This window comes from Sporosarcina sp. Y352 (assembly GCF_056786535.1).
Genome location: NZ_JBXCJE010000020.1, coordinates 12,738 through 31,569 on the forward strand (window position 1 = coordinate 12,738; position 18,832 = coordinate 31,569).

General features: G+C 37.3%; 19 protein-coding genes and 2 pseudogenes. 20 read left to right on the forward strand and 1 reads right to left on the reverse strand.

Annotated elements, in window-relative coordinates; translation table 11 throughout:
- Window positions 1-69 precede the first annotated feature (69 nt).
- The 10 genes and pseudogenes from AC1TO6_RS19900 to AC1TO6_RS19945 all read left to right on the forward strand — a co-directional run bounded on the left by AC1TO6_RS19900 (window position 70) and on the right by AC1TO6_RS19945 (window position 6,660).
- Complete coding sequence (locus tag AC1TO6_RS19900) at window positions 70-1,068, forward strand: NADP-dependent oxidoreductase (RefSeq protein ID WP_482103339.1); 999 nt, start codon at window positions 70-72, stop codon at window positions 1,066-1,068.
- Window positions 1,069-1,082: 14 nt separating this feature from the next.
- Window positions 1,083-1,277 (forward strand): hypothetical protein, encoded by a 195-nt coding sequence (locus AC1TO6_RS19905; RefSeq protein ID WP_482103340.1) that lies wholly within the window; start codon window positions 1,083-1,085, stop codon window positions 1,275-1,277.
- Window positions 1,278-1,613: 336 nt separating this feature from the next.
- Window positions 1,614-2,069, forward strand: coding sequence for a PaaI family thioesterase (locus tag AC1TO6_RS19910; protein WP_482103341.1), 456 nt, complete (start codon window positions 1,614-1,616; stop codon window positions 2,067-2,069).
- A 682-nt stretch (window positions 2,070-2,751) separates the two neighbouring features.
- Entirely contained in the window at window positions 2,752-3,000 is a 249-nt protein-coding gene (locus tag AC1TO6_RS19915) for a hypothetical protein (protein ID WP_482103342.1), read from the forward strand.
- A 15-nt stretch (window positions 3,001-3,015) separates the two neighbouring features.
- Window positions 3,016-3,378, forward strand: a complete 363-nt coding sequence (locus AC1TO6_RS19920; protein WP_482103343.1) for a hypothetical protein — start codon at window positions 3,016-3,018, stop codon at window positions 3,376-3,378.
- A gap of 119 nt (window positions 3,379-3,497) precedes the next feature.
- Window positions 3,498-4,162: pseudogene (gene radC, locus AC1TO6_RS19925) on the forward strand (RadC family protein).
- Window positions 4,163-4,447: 285 nt separating this feature from the next.
- A complete protein-coding gene (locus AC1TO6_RS19930) occupies window positions 4,448-5,338 on the forward strand; it encodes an acyl-ACP desaturase (protein WP_482103344.1) in 891 nt (296 codons plus the stop codon).
- Window positions 5,339-5,368: 30 nt separating this feature from the next.
- Window positions 5,369-5,623, forward strand: a complete 255-nt coding sequence (locus AC1TO6_RS19935; RefSeq protein WP_482103345.1) for a hypothetical protein — start codon at window positions 5,369-5,371, stop codon at window positions 5,621-5,623.
- Window positions 5,624-6,015: 392 nt separating this feature from the next.
- Window positions 6,016-6,201 carry a hypothetical protein gene (locus AC1TO6_RS19940; RefSeq protein WP_482103346.1) on the forward strand — a complete coding sequence of 62 codons (186 nt, stop codon included), beginning with the start codon at window positions 6,016-6,018 and terminating at the stop codon, window positions 6,199-6,201.
- A 279-nt stretch (window positions 6,202-6,480) separates the two neighbouring features.
- Window positions 6,481-6,660: a hypothetical protein gene (locus tag AC1TO6_RS19945; RefSeq protein WP_482103347.1), complete on the forward strand. Its 180-nt coding sequence runs from the start codon at window positions 6,481-6,483 to the stop codon at window positions 6,658-6,660.
- 630 nt (window positions 6,661-7,290) lie between these two features.
- Here AC1TO6_RS19945 and AC1TO6_RS19950 read toward each other — a convergent pair.
- A complete protein-coding gene (locus AC1TO6_RS19950) occupies window positions 7,291-8,028 on the reverse strand; it encodes a hypothetical protein (protein ID WP_482103348.1) in 738 nt (245 codons plus the stop codon).
- 407 nt (window positions 8,029-8,435) lie between these two features.
- On the opposite strand from AC1TO6_RS19950, the gene AC1TO6_RS19955 reads away from it, so the two are divergent.
- The 10 genes and pseudogenes from AC1TO6_RS19955 to AC1TO6_RS20000 all read left to right on the forward strand — a co-directional run.
- On the forward strand, window positions 8,436-9,980 hold the full coding sequence (locus tag AC1TO6_RS19955; RefSeq protein ID WP_482103349.1) for a hypothetical protein: 1,545 nt from the start codon (window positions 8,436-8,438) through the stop codon (window positions 9,978-9,980).
- A 598-nt stretch (window positions 9,981-10,578) separates the two neighbouring features.
- Window positions 10,579-10,863 (forward strand): ArsR/SmtB family transcription factor, encoded by a 285-nt coding sequence (locus tag AC1TO6_RS19960; protein WP_482103350.1) that lies wholly within the window; start codon window positions 10,579-10,581, stop codon window positions 10,861-10,863.
- Window positions 10,864-11,060: 197 nt separating this feature from the next.
- Complete coding sequence (locus AC1TO6_RS19965; protein ID WP_482103351.1) at window positions 11,061-12,185, forward strand: NtaA/DmoA family FMN-dependent monooxygenase; 1,125 nt, start codon at window positions 11,061-11,063, stop codon at window positions 12,183-12,185.
- Between the two features lie 485 nt (window positions 12,186-12,670).
- The gene (locus tag AC1TO6_RS19970) at window positions 12,671-12,841 is read left to right on the forward strand and encodes a hypothetical protein (RefSeq protein WP_482103352.1); all 171 of its coding nucleotides are present in this window, start codon (window positions 12,671-12,673) and stop codon (window positions 12,839-12,841) included.
- A gap of 230 nt (window positions 12,842-13,071) precedes the next feature.
- Window positions 13,072-13,731 (forward strand): SDR family oxidoreductase, encoded by a 660-nt coding sequence (locus AC1TO6_RS19975; RefSeq protein WP_482103353.1) that lies wholly within the window; start codon window positions 13,072-13,074, stop codon window positions 13,729-13,731.
- A gap of 150 nt (window positions 13,732-13,881) precedes the next feature.
- The gene (locus AC1TO6_RS19980; RefSeq protein WP_482103354.1) at window positions 13,882-14,883 is read left to right on the forward strand and encodes an LLM class flavin-dependent oxidoreductase; all 1,002 of its coding nucleotides are present in this window, start codon (window positions 13,882-13,884) and stop codon (window positions 14,881-14,883) included.
- Between the two features lie 236 nt (window positions 14,884-15,119).
- Window positions 15,120-16,250, forward strand: a complete 1,131-nt coding sequence (locus tag AC1TO6_RS19985; protein WP_482103355.1) for a Gfo/Idh/MocA family protein — start codon at window positions 15,120-15,122, stop codon at window positions 16,248-16,250.
- Window positions 16,251-16,382: 132 nt separating this feature from the next.
- The gene (locus tag AC1TO6_RS19990; protein ID WP_482103356.1) at window positions 16,383-16,928 is read left to right on the forward strand and encodes a DUF2441 domain-containing protein; all 546 of its coding nucleotides are present in this window, start codon (window positions 16,383-16,385) and stop codon (window positions 16,926-16,928) included.
- A 482-nt stretch (window positions 16,929-17,410) separates the two neighbouring features.
- Complete coding sequence (locus AC1TO6_RS19995; RefSeq protein ID WP_482103357.1) at window positions 17,411-17,980, forward strand: transposase; 570 nt, start codon at window positions 17,411-17,413, stop codon at window positions 17,978-17,980.
- Window positions 17,947-18,807: pseudogene (locus AC1TO6_RS20000) on the forward strand (IS3 family transposase); the annotation flags it as partial. The gene AC1TO6_RS19995 and the pseudogene AC1TO6_RS20000, both read left to right, overlap by 34 nt.
- Window positions 18,808-18,832 lie beyond the last annotated feature (25 nt).

Here is an 18,832-nt window from a genome sequence, read left to right on the forward strand (position 1 = left end):
ATGACTTATGGCGTACAACTAAAAATTGTTTGCCATAAGTTTTTCAAATAGAAGGGAAGCTAGAAAAATATGAAAGCTGCTCAAATGCAGAAATACTCAAAAGGAATTCAAGTGGAAATAAATAATGTGGAAATACCGGAAATCAATAATCACGAGGTACTAGTCAAAGTAAAAGCAGCAGGTGTAAATCCATTAGACATTCTTATTTTGAATGGCAGTGTCCGAATGGTTGCTGATTATAAGTTCCCACTAACATTAGGCAATGAACTATCTGGTGTTATAGAGGCAGTTGGTAAAGATGTTGTTGATTTTCAGGTTGGCGACCAAATTTATTCGAGGTTGCCGGTGAATAAAATAGGAGCTTTCGCTGAATATGTAGCGGTCAAAGATGATGCTATAGCTAAAATGCCTGAAAATCTATCCTTTATAGAAGCGGCTACGATCCCCCTTACAGCTTTAACAGCTTATCAAGCATTGAAGGACGTACTTCATGTTCAGCCTAATACAAAGCTATTTATTCCTGGAGGAACCGGTGGCTTTGGTGCTATGGCGATTCCCATTGCTAAATCAATGGGATTATATGTTATTACAAGTGGTAGTGAAAGAGGTCGATCACGTACACTGTCGATTGGGGCAGATCAATTTATAAATTATGAGGAAGAAAACTATGCTGAGGTTCTATCCAATATAGATTATGTGATAGACACCTTAGGTACAAATGAAATAAAAATGGAACTTGGTATTTTAAAACCTCAAGGAAAATTAGTATCATTGAAGGCTACACCCAATTATCGATTTGCCGTTGAAAATAACTTTCCAATGTGGAAAAGAATGTTGTTTGGTTTAGCGGGTGCTCGTATAGACCGTTTAGCAGCAAAAGATAAAAAAGAGTATCACTTTTTATTTGTGCAAGCCAATGGAAGACAGTTGCAAGAGATTACTAGCCTTATTGAAAAAGAGGATATTACGGCTTCAATTGATTCAACTTATAAATTTGACGACATTAATCAGGCATTACATAAAGTTTCTACTGGCCACTCAGAAGGTAAAGTTATTCTAACTTTCTAAGGGATGCTTCTATTATGCACGACGTATATATGGCGGCTAGCTCTGAAGATGCTGATGACGCCCACGATAGATTCATGTTCCTTTTTTATCCTCCGACTGAAACTGGTCGTGCAGCTGGAGCCGCTTCGCTGAAACGTATTATGGCCCAGAAAAAAATTGATAGTTCGTTGCAGGTACGCAACGCACAATTGAAGGCGATATCCCAGTGAGCTGATCGGGCGCATAACCAATCCTATGAGTGGTTACATAAGATTAAGCAACCAGTACTTGTAACCAACGGTGTTGAGGATATCATGGTTCCTACCGAAAACAGTTATATTCTTGCTCAGCAACTACCTAACGCACAGCTTATCATTTACCCAGACGCGGACATGGACACCTGTTCCAATATCCCAAACTGTTTGCCGAACATGTAAAGCTTTTTCTTGATGCGTAATCTCAGATGGGTTCAGCCAAAATTACAATTGAGCTGCACCTTCGATGGGCATCTTCACCTGCGTCGTTGAAAAATACACTTAAAATTTATTATTTAGGAGGCGTGGATAATGAATCACTTAGAAAACTTAAAGAAAATGATGACGGGTGAAATACCTGAACCCCCAGTTGCACAAGTACTTGGTTTTAAGGTGGTAGAAGTTGAAGAAGGTAGAGTTGTTATAGAAATGGAAGCTTCTGAAAGATTGCATAATCCAATGGGCACGCTACATGGTGGGATACTTTGCGATATAGCAGATGCTGCGATGGGATATACTTTTGCTAGCACGCTTGCAGATGATGAAGTTTTTACGACAGTGGAAATTAAATTAAATTTCCTAAAACCAATATTTGATTCGAAACTTCGAGCTGAGGGAAAAATAATTAAAAAAGGAACTTCTGTTGGACTACTGGAATGTCATGTATATGATGAAAAAGAGAGTCTTGTTGCTCATTCAACTAGTACGTGTATGATTTTAAAAGGAAACTCTGAACAAAAAAGAGTAGAGAGAGGAAATGGTAAATAAAATGAATAACTTTAAAGCAATGGTATTAGATAAAGTAAATGATCAAACAAAGTTAGAAATTAAACAATTAAGTATGGATGATCTTCCCCACCTTGCCATTTTTTCATCGTAATCCTTAGCATCGGAGAGCTGAAGTAAATGTCCAAGTCGTATCTGAATGGATTAAACCAAGGGAAAAGAAAATTGAATAATCTTTGAGGCTTCTAGTAACTTAGGGGCTTTTTATTTGTCTTTAATTAAAACTAAAGCCGTTTTAAAAACATATGAGCCATCCTCGTATTGATCGCCAAGTATTCAGTTTGCTCCTTTTCCTTATAAGGTCATTAGTCAACAAATAACTATGGGGTTTCCTAGCTACAAATTTTCCGAAGTGTTGCGACTGCTACTAAGATTTGATAACCTTAATCTATATTCTATTATTTTTCAAGTCATCATTTTGATGAAAGTCGTTATACCTTTTAATTATCTAAAAGGAGATTCGACATGAACGTAGTAGCCTATGAATTCTCGTTTCGGGAAAAGCTAGGCAGATGTAATTGCACGTCACAAAATTGCTTTCGGGCATAATCACACAGGGTATTTACGCATTTTTGCGTGATATATATTAAAAGTCGATTGAATCCTTCGGGATACGGTCGGCTTTTTTTGTTTTCAAAAATAAAAAGGGAATGGAGTGATTTTAATGGTTGGTAAACAATTAGATCGTCTAGTTTCTAACAACAAAAAGGGGAGTGCTAAGAAGTCATTCATCTGCTATGTGGATGAAAAAAGAGAGCGGAAATTCCTTGTCTTTAAGTTTGGCGGTATCTACCAACTGGATGGCAAAGGTGATGTTAAAAGAATGGATTCGCTTACCGATATTCAAGATATTTTCTTGTCTATTGAAAACGGGAATGTGAAGGTAATTGGCAGCGGAAATATAGGAAACTAAAGGAGGAGTTTTAAAATGGTACTTGCAAAAACAGAGGTTATTGAAAGTATGGGCCATGCAATTAAGTTAGGCAAGGAAATTGAGCGTGTTGAATCAGCGCTGAAAGCAATGAAAGCTGAACTAAAGGCCTTCGTCGACAACAATGGTCCAGTTGATACAGGAGATGTTATTTGGGATTACACTGTTTCTGCTTCGTGGCAATTTGATGAAAAGGGAATGAAGGAAGTAGCGCAGAACATGGTACTCGAAGGTGTAAATCCATGGAAGTTGTTGAACATCACGGCTTCCAACTTGAAAAAGATGGGCTGGGATGATGCAGTAATTGGAAAAATGGGCGAAAAAAAGGAGACGCGACGGTTCGCATCTCGAAAAAAGTGATTTATTAAAAATATTGTAGATTTATTATAACATAAAAAGCCTTCCACCGGGCAGGGAATGAGTGGCACATGAACGCTAGTGCCACTCGGCGCTAGCTTTGTGTGAGAAAGGACAAAAAAATGACAATGAAAAAATATATCATAGCTGCTCGTGAGGCAGTTTCTACTTATAATGAGATCGGTTCAGAAAGCGTTATTGAATTGCAAGATATTCTGGCTGTATTGATTGGACCATCTGCAAAAACAGAATTCACTGGACGTTTGGCATCTCGTGGAATTAAAACTTTAGTCGATATGACCGTAACCGAACTGAAAGAGGAAGGTATGACACATAACGAAGCCTTGAAGATTCATTCCGGCATGCTGATAGCACGGAAGATGCGTTCTGCTGGTAAGGCTGATACACGCTATGTTATCCGTTCACCAGAAGATGCAGCCGCTTATCTAATGACGGAAATGAATGCTCTGACGCAGGAACATTTCATTGTTCTATATCTGAATATAAAGAATGAAGTGCTTCATAAGAAGACAGTTTTTATAGGTTCTTTAAACTCTTCGATAGTGCATCCGAGAGAGAAGTGTTTAAAGAAGCAGTTAAACAGAGTGCTGCCTCCATAATTTGTTATCATAATCATCCTAGCGGGCAGCCGACCCCTTCTCCGGAAGACATTGAAATCACAAAAAGACTGGCTGAAGCTGGAAGTATTATGGGAGTGGAGGTCCTGGATCATGTAATTATCGGAGACCATCAATTCATATCCCTTAAAGAAAAAGGATACATCTAAAAGTTGGGGGCGAATTAATTTATGCTCTTTAAGAAACCGAGCTGTTACATGTGATTAGTTCAATCATATGTAACAGCTTTTTTATTTTGGTAATACAATTCTTAGACTCCCCACTTTAAATCATCCGGAACTTAACATGGTATCATAATAAAGAGCAGCTAAATAGATTTAGACTATACGGGAATGTCGTAACTAAAGGGGGAGTGGTGGTTTAAAAAATATAATTGTTAAAAAAATTCAAATGGTTTAAAATTAGATAGTAAAACACCTAAAGGAGAATAGATAATGTTAAATTCAGATTTGGATATACGCTTAGAACCGCGCATTAAAGAATTATATCAATTACATAAGGAACGTTCTGCAAATATTGACTGGAGCTATCACGAATTTATTCCATGGGACAAGGCCATGTCCTTTAAACGAGTTCCTTGGGATGAGAGTCAAGTAACTCTTCCAGAAGGTGTAATTACTGCGGTAGAAACAGCATTACTTACAGAAGTAAATTTACCTTGGTATACTTCGCATTTGGATTATACATTTAAAAATTCAATGGAAGTAATAAATGATTTCGTACGCACTTGGACTGCTGAAGAAGACCAGCACTCTAACTTACTTGAAACGTATTTATTGGTGACACGAAACGTAAATCCCGCAAGATTGCATGAATTAAGAAAACGAGTAGTTGAAAGTGGTTGGTTTCCAGATTTCACTAATCCTCTAGCAACAATGGCCTATACTTCATTGCAAGAGTTAGCTACACTAGTTTTTTATAATAATGTAGCTAGGATAGCGGGTCTTTACGACAAAGATTTAGCAACATTACTTCGACGTATAGCGAAAGACGAAGCGCTTCATTATGCATTCTATCGCGATACAGTGAAAGCACATCTTGAACTTGATCCGAATTTCATTGTTTATTTTGAGAATGTAATTATTAATTTCTCTATGCCAGGTGCCGTTATGCCAGACTTTAACGATAGAATGAAAACCATTGCAATAGATACGAATTATGGACCACTAGAATACTTTGACCAAGTATTAGATGTAGTTATTAAATACTGGGATATTGCCAACTTGCAACCTACTAGCGAAGATGCCAAACAATCACAAGCGAATATAATGAAATATCATGGGCGTTTAAAAAGAATTAAAGATCGCCATCTAGGAAAAAAATAAAAGGTAGATGTATGAAAGGGTTTTTTTATAATGAAAACAACTTGCGAATTATGTGAAAAAGAAACGAAAGATAAAGTAAGTTATTTGGAACTTGAAACGTGGGAATTTGATTTTTTAAAGAAAGAGAAAAAAGACTTTTACTCTATTTGTTTTAATTGTTTTGACAAACATACGAATAATTTCATTGACAAAGAAATGGATCTTGAATTGAGAAAAAAACGTTCTCTTTTGGTGAATAGAGAGATTCTAGAAGAAATCGAGGCTATTCTTGAAATCGAAAATTAATTACTCAACTATATTTATTAACCTAAGTTGAAAGCATATGAGCAATAAATTGAATCTCTTTAAACAGTATTACAAGTACGTAATGAATTAAAGATGCATCACTTTAGTGAAATAGATGAAATTTGGATTGGTGAAAAGAAAATCCAACTAGGTTCCAATGATATTAACACGTTAAGGCACCTGATATAGGAATGCCATATGGAACAAAGAATAATTAATTGCTTCATTATATATGAGGAACCGAGGATACAGGAGTCGGAAAATGGAAAGCCATCTTCTTCGGAGGGTGGCTTTTTACGTTTTAAAAATATTACTATAGACAAGACCGGAATGTCGTAACTTGATAGAAAATGGTTTGAACACTCTTAGGACTTCAAGAGTATTCAGACTGTGTGTTTGGTGACAGCGATGAACCACTTGATAAAAGTATTTTCGATTTCGTGAAATCCAAATCATCGGTCGAGAAACCTTATTCACAACCGATTACCAAAATAGTCACGACGGATTCACATGCTATTCATGGGAAATTCACTGGGGACGAAATGCTGCCCATCAAAGAGATGTTAAGTTTCCAATGAAAACGCTTCGGCGCTTAGCTGATGCCTACGCTGGTTCTACCTAAGTATTCCACTGATTCACTAAAAAATAAATAGTACAATAAAACGAGCCTTTCCCCGATGAATTTGGGGAAAGGCTCAACCTCAGCCCATTTATGGTGATTTACGATATGGTTGTGCCAAAAGATAATCAGCTCCGTCAAATCAACGTAATTTGCAAAAGTGCTTAACAATAATCCAAATAGACTGTATACTCTTTTGGAAGGGTAGTTGTTGCAAATGAATGATGGGGGATTTTCTTTGTACAATAGCATACCAATAGAATTGTTAGCAGGTTTTTATTACCATATTAACAAAAACGTGGATAATGGAATTTTATCTAATGCCATGTACCATGAAATAAATCTAATTAAACGGGTAGCTGCCAAAAAAGGTATCTCATTGACTCACTTATATGAACGAGGTTCGCTTATGAAATGATATACATAGGTTTCTATAGGGACGTTTGGTAAACCGATATTATTTCTCTTTACTTTCTTATAGACGTTTTCCTTATAGCACTATCAAAAATAAACACAACTGATAGCGATAACAAGGTTGAGCAAGGACGAGGGTTTAGGCACTATCAATAGTCCCGACCTCATCGCATGGCTTTTTTATAACCACGGTAGTGTCATAACTTTTAGGATTTGGAGTTCGAAGCAAGTAGGTTAAGTTAGCTGTAAAAGCTAATTAAGCTAAAGGGGCAGAATTTGAACAACAAGCGAGGCTTTAGCTTTTATCACAACAAAAAACTTACCCATGCGTATTGCACAGGTAGGTTTTTTCGTCTTCTTGTCGTTCAATTGAACCTGCATATTTATTCGTTTAGACAGGCCTGACGTTCACCATAAAGCCCGTTAACTCAACGATGTATAGATTTCCATGCATAAAGAACGCCAAGAATAATAGGAGTCGAACTGAGTGTTTGTAAGGGGTGGGGGGTTACTGTTAACTTTCGAGAATCGGTGTTATGTAAACCTGTTGTGTATGTCGTATGCAAGGTCATTCAGCGATTGAATCGATGGTTTTCAGATTTTTCTTATGATTATTTCCAACTTGAACAATACATTATTCATTTGGATTAAATTCAATTGATTTTGCTTGATACATTTTATCTTTAAACATATACGTAATTTGAATACTCCCTATATATCCAGATGGAGAAATGATTCCCTCAACTTTTGCAACAAGCTGATTGTCTTTTATTTCAAAGTTAATAAAATTACCAAAGTATATATCACTGAATAAGACTTCAGGTTGAATTCCTAAAGATTTTATATCAATTGTATATTTCTTGTCTCCAATAATTACATTAGCTTTGTTGGATGATATCTCGGTCTTTACATTTTTTAATACTATTGCAATTGGGTCATCAACAAGCACCTCGACTAGTCCCTCATAATGCACATTACCCAATTGTTGATTTTGTATATTGAAAACATGAACTTCTCTTTCTATTATTCCAGTACCAGTACCTCTAGTTAAAATTATGATTAACTCTTTCTTTCCGTCGCCATTGATGTCCTCATAGATAATTTCAGGAAGCCATGCAGGACTTGTTGTGTTTATCCAGAATGGTCTTGACATAATAACACCTTTAAAATCAATTTTAAAATCAGTATATACATCATTTACATTCATCTTTTTAGCATAAAGTATAATATCCCCTTTATCTGACTTAGCAATTTCATCATACTCAGTTATAATTGCTTCATCTTTTGTAAAAGCAAGGCTGGCTTTAAACAAATGTGGTTGGATAAGCAAAATAATCATGCCGAATAAGATAGCCAAATAAAACTTTTTCATTATTAGAACCTCCTAAACGATAATTTTGTTTAGGGTTTCCAATTTAGAATGGACAATACATAACGTTCACAAATCACTGCCAAATAATAGCCTGTCCGCAAACAACTTTCCCTGTTCCACTAACGGGCGCTTTAGTGAAGATTCGGCTGCCTTTCATGGCAGTTTTTTTCTTATTGAGTAATAGAGTTAACTACTTCCGTGAACTGGCGTTATGTAACGCTGGTGTGTAACCTATACAAACGAGGTTAGCGATCGAATTCTTTGTTGAACTACCTGGCAGGTTAGCAGTAATCATGCTGAATTCTTATTGTGCTAACAGAATAGCTAGTGAGGTTAAAATAAAAAAGGAAATGAACAATTCACTTCTTTTTTTATTCTATTAAGTTGAGTGATAAGGGGGAACGAAATTGCAGGTAATTAGATACATTTTTTTCACTTTAATAAGTATAATTTTGACAGCCACATTATTGTTTGGCACCTACTTATTAGTAGATAATTTTCTTGGAACTATTGTTTTGTTTGTTGGTTTAATTAGTTTATCCATATTGTTCATCTTTACACTCATAGGTTTAATAAATGGGGAGATTAAGTTCTTAAAATTGAATGGTAGATTAAAACTATCATTTGCTCTCTCATACTTAATGATAACCGGTATGCTACTTACTGTTATATGGATGTTCAACTTTGTGATTAACGACGAGTTGGGAGAGTTGTCTGTGACTGATAAACTGAACTTTATGTTAAGGATGTCCGATGTAAATGATAAAGTAGTCAATGAATTCACAGAGGACTATCTGATATTAAAACATCATCACATCACATTTAAGTATCATCCTAATGCGGAGAAGAAAATTCATGAGATGATTAGTAGAATTGATGAGCTTACCCAACTTGAAAGGGAAATTTTTGGTCACGAGATAACTAAGACTGAGAATTTAGAAGTTATTGTTCTTCCTAGCTTTAAAGAGTACATACAAATGGAGCCGTTAGCCAGTGAAATAGAAGGAGGTTCATATACCAGAAAGAATAAAAGAGCTCTTATTTATCTGGAACAAGAAGGATTTCATGACGATGAGTCTTTTCTGACGGGTATATTTAGCCATGAATATGGCCACTACCTGCTAGATGTATTTTTAGCCGAAAAAGGAATAAATTTTGAAGGTGTACCTGCTTGGTATCGTGAGGGAATCAGTCAGTATATAAGCATGCAAGTGACGGGTAACTTACGAATACCTAGAAATGTAGACCCCGAATTAAAATTCATCAACCTTCAAACTTTTGGAGAATGGAATGCGGCATCTAAACATTCAGATGTGTATTTCTTAGCCGGAAAAGCAATTGAATATGTTGTAGGAAGCCAAAGTGATACGAGAATTTTAACGGACATTCTTTTGCATCAAAAAGAAACAGGCTCATTTGAGAAATCCTTTGAACAACTGACAGGATTTAAATTGGCGACATTAAACACAAGAATTTATTCGGTGGAATGGGATTTGGACGAAGCTTACAACGCCTGGCAAGAATCAGACTTTGAAACTGCTGAAAAGCTTTATGAAGAAATCACTCAGCAGCACCCTCGCGAATTCCTAGCTTGGCATCAATACGCAATGATGCTTGAAAAGCAAAAGAGATGGGATGAGGCACTCAGTGCTAGACGTAAGGTGAATAGCATAGATCCACAGAATGCTCCTGGTTTTCTAAACACATCATATTTATTAACTGTAATAGATACAGAAGAAGCTGTAGACACTGCAAAAATCGCTTTAGAATTGGCGGAAAAGGAGACTTATGAAGATGTTTATTTCTATCAGAAATGGTTAGATGAAATTTCTCAATATCATAATTTGATGAATGGGGAGAGGTACACAGAAGCTTTTCAATTTATATCACAAAGTGAGCAATTATCTAATACTCCAACAATCATGGAAGATATAAAAGATAACAGAAAGTAACTTCTTGTGGAAAAATAACAAGAAGTTTTTTATACAATATTACACTGAGAGCTTCTTAATCAACTAACGGGAGCTTCTTAGGGAGATCATTTTTCTACTTGAACTCCCATGAAAATTAAAAAACGCTCAAAATCTATAAAACTGCATAACAAAAAAAGCTCAGAAAAAGTTTTTTTAAAAAAAGGCTGAGCCTTCAAAATGATTATATTAAGTTGAAAGTTAATCAGTAACCAACTCCATTCTTCATAGAATAAAGGCAGGCTGGTGCAATAACCAGAGTAGGATTAATCTCCCATGAGTGCTACTCGTATAGAGTGCGACAGTCTGTGATGCACCGTGGTCGTTGGAGTCAGACTAACGGATGGGCTCTATGGCACCATAGTTCATCGACCTTCTTCGCCAGCCGTAGTATCCAATACCCGTTCTGCATATATTTTCATCCTCTGTGGTGTAGCGCTGACTTTGCGCTACATGTATGGCTAACGGGGAAGGTTTGTGAAATAAGAACCATTTAAGTTAAAATTGTTGACAAAAATATGAAATAATCATACGGTTGTTTCTATGAATATCGAAACAAGAATGAATGGGGGGAATTTACATGAGTGATGAAAAGCTAGTACAAATTTTTAAGGCACTTGGAGAACCTACTCGTTTAAAAATTATTAAAATGTTGGTGGATGAACCGCATATGGCTTGTATGGATATGACTGATGAACTTGAAATAAATTCTAACTCCACATTATCTCATCATTTGAAAATACTGATTAATTGTGAGTTAGTTTCAATTAGAAAAGAAGGTACTTACCGTTATTACAGTTTAAACCGTGAACTAATAGAAGAATATGCACCGACTATAATCTCTGGTAAACAGAGTGTACTATAATTTTGATATTTCTAGAAGTATCAAAATAGAGAATTTCAGTAAGTTTATTTATGCTCTATATTTCGATATATATAGAAGTATAGAAATATAAAATACGAGTAACAACGGAGTAAAAGAATTGAATATAACTTTGGGCCAAATCATTGAATTGTCCAATCGATTATTAATCATTACAACTATGAAAGAGGGTTAACCAAATGAATAATAGAAAAAAATTAAAATTAGGTGCTGTGCTTGAGGGTGTTGGCTGGAACTATATGGGATGGAGACATCCAGAAATGCCTGCCGATGCGAGTGAAAATATTGATCACTATGTAAAACAGGCAAAGATAGCAGAAACTGCAAAATTTGATACGCTATTTTTAATCGATGTAAGCCATATTGGACCAGGGAATATTCCACATTACTTGAGTTTTTTTGAAGGTGTCAGTCTTATGTCGGCTCTTAGTATGGCTACTAAAAACATTGGTCTTTCAGCAACAATTGCTAGTTCGTATGGAGATCCATATACAGCAGCAAGACAAATTTTATCACTAGATAAAATTAGTAAAGGAAGGGCTTCTGTAAATTTGATAACTTCAAATCCCGGGGGCCTGGTTAACTTTAGCCGTGGGCACTTGTCAAAAAGAGATTTATATCCCATGCAAAAGGAATTTATGGAAATTGTCTTAGGATTATGGGATACGTATGAAGATGATGCTTTTATCCGGGATAAAGCAAGTGGGGTATTTTTAGATCCAAATAAGATGCACGCTTTAAATTATCGAGGAAATTATTTCTCGGTAGATGGTCCATTAAGTATTAGTCGTTCAGTCCAAGGAAGACCGGTACTCTTCACAGCGGGTACTTCTTCCGAGATGATGGAAAATGCTGCAAAGTATACGGACGCAGCCCTTATTCATAATAATACCATTGCTGAAAGCGTGGGAATGGCGAGAGAGCTGAAAAGACGAGTAGCCTCAGAAGGGCGATCACCAGAAGACTTTGTTGTTGCAATGGTTGAAAACCCAATCGTAGGTAGAACTGAAAAAGAAGCAGAAGAAAAGTTCAGAGAATTGGAAAGTTTAATGCCCGGTTATAGAATACCAAAACCTAGACTATTGGGTTCAGCAGAAAAAGTAGCCGATGAAGTTCAGGAATGGTATGAAGCAGGTGCAATGGACCTGTTCTTAATAAAACAAGAGTATCCAACAGGACTACAGGATTTTACTGATTTAGTCGTTCCGATTTTACAGGATAGAGGTATTTTCCGTACAGAATATGAGTCTAATACGTTACGAGGAAATTTAGAAATTTCTAATCCAGAACGCGGATTTTTTTGAAAGTGAAAATAGGGGATTAAAAGCAGTTTTCCTTAAAGACTAATATTCCAATATCAAAGATACATGCGGGTGAGGAAAAAGAATATCTCGTTGCTCATTTTATTAGTGGAACGATTAAGGCCATAAGAATGAACAGCTTCTTGTACAGAAATTCCCACACGATTTACCACTGAAGTAGACAATTTCGTGCTGAGGCTATTGGGAAAATCCATAGCTGATATTGAATCATAATTAAACAAAGTTATATCTAAGGGGAATAATAATGAAATTTGGAATTATAGGTGCAGGAGTACTTGTAAATGGGGATGATTTTGATTATGCCAACACAGTAAATCATCGTTGGAAGAACAGAAGCCGAGGCGAATGAAAAGTTTCAGGAGTTACAAAGGTTATTACCTCCAGGATACGGTATTCCTAAGCTTCCATTTTTCGAATCGGCAGAGACTGTCGCCGATATGATTGAGCAGTGGCGTTAGGCGGGGGCGATGGACTTATTGCTCCTAAGACAGGAACATCCTTCTGGAATTGATGATTTTATCAACTTGGTCGTCCCTATTTTGCAGGAGAAAGGAATATTCCGAAAAGAGGATGAATCTGATACTTTGCGAGGAAACCTTGGCCTACCTTTTCCAGAGAATAGATATGTCTTCTCATAATCCTGATGACGTCAAGGTGTTTGCAGATTTTATGTTTTCATTAGGCTCAACATCCTGATGTGGATTTGGTAGTCGTCAGTATTAACGTAAAGGAACATTATGATGCAGCGAAAATTGGAAAACGCCAGTATTTATAAAATGGATAATAAGTACACTCAATTAGATTGTAGTCACGGGAAAAAGGTTGTTCGAAGTCAATTGAAATTCATTAAATGATGGGATGATTATTCATGAAGGTACTTGTTGTAGGTGCAAATGGGCAAATCGGAAAAAAACTCGTCGATATACTGAAAAATAGTGAGGAACATACAGTGAGAGTAATGGTACGAACAAAAAGCCAAGTAACTGTTTTTGAAACGCTAGATGTAGAAGCAACGCTTGCAGATTTAGAAGGAAGTGTAGAATCTATAGCTGAAGCTGCCAAAGGATGTGACGCTGTTGTCTTTACCGCAGGATCTGGCGGGCACACAGGTGCAGATAAAACAATTCTTATTGATTTAGATGGCGCTGCAAAGACAATAGAAGCTGCTGAAAAGGCTGGAGTGAAGCGTTTTGTGATGGTCAGTTCCTTACTTTCAAATGACCGTGAGAAATGGTCGGGAAGTTATTATATGGCGGCGAAATATTATGCAGATAAGATTCTGGAGGCTAGCAGTTTAGACTATACAATTATCCGCCCTGGCGTATTAACGAATGATCATGGTCTTGCAAAGGTTTCTGCTACTATAGAAAAAACAGACTGGGATATGAAGAACTTGCCGAAAATTCCGCGTGAAGATGTGGCTCGAACAATTGAAGCAACGTTAACAAAAGAAAATACGTACCACCGCGCTTTTGACCTTATATCTGGAGAAGATACGATTTCAGATGCGCTGGATAAGATTAAATAGCGTTAATCCATGAAGCTATGAAAATTAGTAGATAAAAAGGATAATTATAAAATTAGCATGCTAATAAATTTAGAAGAACAAGGTTACCTATTACAATAATATGTAGTAGGAAGCGAATAGACAATACAAAAAAATATAGAGGTGCATAAAATGACGAAAAATATACCATTAAACGTGCTTGAACTGGTCAGTATATCAGAAGGTCAAACGATAAAGGAAGCATTGGAGCAAGCTTTAGAATCGGCTCAACTGTTAGATAAGCTTGGTTTTAAGAGACTTTGGTTTGCAGAGCACCATAACACGAAAACTTTGGCATCCATGGCAACTTCCAACCTTATTGGACTGGCTGCACAGGTGACGGAAAAAATACGTGTGGGCTCTGGCGGTATTATGCTGCCCAACCATGCTCCGCTGCAGGTAGCCGAGAGTTTTGGCACAATTGCACAATTGTATCCTAATAGAATTGATCTAGGACTTGGACGGGCTCCAGGCACCGATGCTCAGACTGCTCAGCTACTTAGTCGTTCCGGTAGTGACCCACAATCTTTTGCTAATTCTATTTATGATCTCATTGGATGGTTCAGTGATGAGGGCTTGGCGCATAGTGTACCTGTAACTTCTAATGTAGGGACAGGCACGAATGTACCAATATGGGTCTTAGGTTCAAGTGTGAATGGCGCCTCGATTGCTGGTCAACTGGGTTTGCCTTTTTCTATTGCCACGCATTTTACCCCGGAAAATTATAGAGAGAAGATTGACCTGTATCGTTCGGCATTTAAATCGACAGCACCAACGGCACAAGTTGCCGAACCTTATGTCATGGCTGGCATTAACGTGGTTGTTGCTCCAACGGATGAGGAAGCGCAGAGAATTTGGACCACGACACAGCAATTTTTATTGGATATGCAAACTGGAAAACAGCGCTTATTGCAGCCACCTGTGGATCCTGAAGAATTAGGAACAGAACAGGAAAGGGCACTTATAGAATCGATGTTCAGTCTCAAAGCGGTCGGTTCTCCGGAAACAGTACGTAAGAAATTGGAAGAATTTGCGGAACGTAGTGGGGCCGATGAACTGATTGTTGTGACATACGCCTACGATCCGGAAGATAGGAAGCGATCGATGGAGATGCTCGCTGATCTCTGGTTCTAAATCGGTTATTACGGATCCGAGTAATCTGTTGATCATATTATAATTGAATAAAACAAGGGCTATGTATCTCTTGCTTCTCTACCTGTACGAAAAGTGAGATTACAAGAAATTAATTGCAGATATTTTATATCTTTTAGAGTTATTAAATTAGCAAGCCAATTAAATTAAAAGTTATTAAAGATGTGAAAAAATTATAAAAAATAACAAGCTTATAGAATTTAAGAAGGAGTGTTAACATGACAACTGAAAAACAAGTAAGTAAAAAGAAAATAGGTGTTGGCATTATTGGAGCAAGCCCATTAAACCCTGGTAGTTGGGCAGTGAACGCACATATTCCAGCTATTAAAGCCCTGTCTGAAGATTATGAACTGAGAGCAGTAAGTACGAGTCGCCGTGAATCAGCAGAAGCAGCCAAAAAAGAATTTGGAGTGCCAGCTTTTGATAATCATCAGGATTTGGTTAATCACCCTGATGTGGATTTAGTCGTCGTAACAGTAAAAGTACCTGACCATCATGAACTTGTCTCTGCTGCGTTAGATGCAGGTAAAATGGTGTTTTCAGAATGGCCACTTGGTAATGGTCTAGCAGAAGCAGAAGATCTTGCTAAACGTGCTGAGCTAGCTGGTGTTCGCACTGCGGTAGGCTTGCAAGCACGTTTCCAACCAGCTATTCGTTACGTGCGTGATTTAATTGCAGAGGGTTATATTGGTGAGGTGCAAGGATCAATCCTAGTTGGATCAGGCGGGGGTTGGGGGAATGTTACAGATCGTAACAGTGCATATTTATATGATGCAACGAACGGCGCAACGGTCCTATCGATTCCAGTTTTTCATGCCTTAGATGCTTTATCTTACATGCTGGGCGATTTTACAAATGTTGCAGCTAAGCTTGTAGCCAATCAACAAGAAGTTCTGTTAGCGGAAGAAAATAAAAGGATCCCTGTTACTTCGCCAAATTATGCTTCCATTATAGGTACAGTAGATAGTGGTGCAGCAATTTCTGTATTTTATCGGGGCGGTAGTTCTCGTGGAGATAATATGCGTTGGGAAATTAACGGAAGTAAAGGTGACTTGGTCTTAACTGCTCCAATTGGACAAGTTCAGTTAACGGATTTAACATTGGAAGGTGGTCGCGGGGAAGATACAACGGTCAGCGAGATGGTAATTCCTTCTTCTTATTATGAATTAGGTAAGAGTCTAGCAATTGGTGGACTGGGGAGCACTGGAAGACTATACGCGCAGTTTGCAAAGGATATTCGTGAAGGCACCAAACTTACGCCAGATTTCGCCCATGCGCTAGCTCACCATCAGCTTCTTGATGCAATTGAAACATCTTCACGTACAGGAATGGCACAGAAATTAGACTAAAGCTCTTTAACTAATGAAAAAAATTATATGACATAGCTAATTTTTATAAATAAAAAAGATAAAAAGTAAGATTAAAAAGACTATCTACTTGAAAATGAGCTGTATGTTTATCACATTGTTACTAGAAATAAAATGAGTCTAGGTCAAATAATTATCTTTGACAAGAACCATAGAAATACCTTATATAGCTTCTTTTTTGAAAGAGAACAATTGAATTCTAAAGGAGAAGACTTTTTTCGGATTTTACTAGAACATTATACAAATGAAGGCTTGTACTTGAATAAAGAAAATGCCGATGTTGCCATTAAGTATGCAGACCAAACAATAAGAGCTATCAGAGAAGTGATAGTAGAAATGGTCAGACTACAAGAATATCCAGAATCCCCTTCAAGAATGTCTTGTTTATACGCTACAAAAAACTATGAAGACGTATTGAAATGGAAAGAACTATTTGATTCACATAATCGGAATGTTTTGCAGATAGTTAAACTTCGAGTTACTGGAAATTCTTTTGAGGGGGATGGAAACCTATTACCAAAAGAAGATGGAGTTCCATTCTCTCAAAAAATTGAACAAGCTAGAGAATATTGGCAGGGTAATGTGAAAAACGAGCTTCCAGAACTCTTAATTGATGGAAAAATAGAAGTGGTTGAAGTTATTGATGATTTCACTGCTTAAAATCAAATTTGTTAATAAAAGATTGTTTTCATTTTACCGAGATACAGGTGCAATCCTTATTTAACTAACGGGTGCGCGCGACAAGTTCTGTTATAAACGCTTACAGCGTGAAATGCAGGAGATTATATGATTTAAAATCTTAACTTTACAATGGAGGATGGGAATGAAGGAACCACGTTTCCTAAAACCATCCCGTTAATACTCCTGCATGCGTTATAACTGACAGGTTATAACGTATGAAGCCAGGTGAAGTCGGCAGAACAAAGGCTGAAGCTATTCCTTACGGAAAAGGTATGCCAATGGATATGCCGGATGGCTGAAAAACTAAATACGGTGAGAATCGTTAGGAGATCGTCAATTGTCGGTCTTTTTATTTGTCCAGTTATCCGTGAGAAGGTTAAATAAGTCCAAAGATAAAGCGACCCATCCTGTTGTGCACCCCAAAAGTTAGAGTCAAAATCTAACTTTTGGGGTGTTTTATTATGGCTAAATATAGCGATGAGTTTAAGTTGATGGTTGTGAAAGAGTATCTAGATGGTCCACTTGGTTTAAAGTTGCTAGTGCGTAAATACGATATAAAATCACATACGCAGCTTAGTAATTGGGTGAACGTTTACCAGAAATACGGCGCAATAGGGCTATCTATAAAAAAGAAACATGAAATTTATTCTGTTCAATTCAAGCTGGATGTACTAAGCTTTATGGATAGGACAGGCGCTTCTCGAACTGAAACAGCTCTTCATTTTGGGTTAACGAACCCACCGATGATCTCTTCTTGGAATAAAAAGTTCCTTGAAGGCGGTGTTGAAGCCCTGGACAAACCGAAAGGACGGCCAGCCATGTCGGACAAAGCCAAGAGCGTCAAGAAAAATAAGCAGCCCACACAACAGGATGAGATGACGCGTGAACAGAAACTAGAACGTGAAAATGAACTACTCCGTTTGGAGGTAGCTTATTTAAAAAAGTTAAAAGCTTTTCAGATGGATCCGGAGGGTTATCTCGAAAAGCACAAACAGCGTTATCATTCGAACTCAAAGAAAACTTCCCACTAAAGGACATCCTTCAAGTCGTAGGCATCCCCGAATCTTCTTATCATTATCATCTGAAAGGAATGATGACGGAGAACCCTAACCAGGAGTTGGAAGAAGAAATTCAAACTATTTTTGAAGAGAATGATGAAAACTATGGTTACCGTCGAATTCAGCTGGCGTTGAAAAACAAAGGTATTTCAGTGAACCACAAGAAAGTTCAGCGTATCATGAGGAAGCTCGGACTCAAAGTAGAGAAATTCACTCGGAAATCTCGTCGCTATAGTTCCTATCAAGGCACCGTAGGTGCTGTTGCGAAGAACCTTATTCATCGCCGTTTCTACACAAATACGGCTTATCAAAAGCTGACAACAGACATTACAGAATTCAAGTGCTCAGATGGGTTTAAACTTTATCTCAGCCCAATTATGGACATGTATAACGGAGAGATTCTCTCATACGGCATTCATATGCATCCAACGCTGGACTTTGTGATGAAACCGTTAGAAGACGCCCTTCAAATCGTAAAAGACTCAAAATACCGGACCACTATACATTCTGATCAAGGATGGCATTATCAGCATAGGAATTGGGTGAAGACCCTTAAGGCACATCATGTGTTCAAAAGTATGTCCCGTAAAGGGAACTGTCTAGATAATTCACCAATGGAGAACTTCTTTAGTCTTTTGAAGCAGGAGATGTATTATGGGGTAGCGCTTCGCACATACGAGGAGTTAAAAAGAGATATTGAGACTTACATCAATTATTACAATAACAAGCGTATCAAGAAAAAATTAGCTGGCATGAGTCCGGTTCAATACCGTCTGCATACCAGCCAATTAGCTGCATAATATAAAACTCTAACTTTAAGGGGTC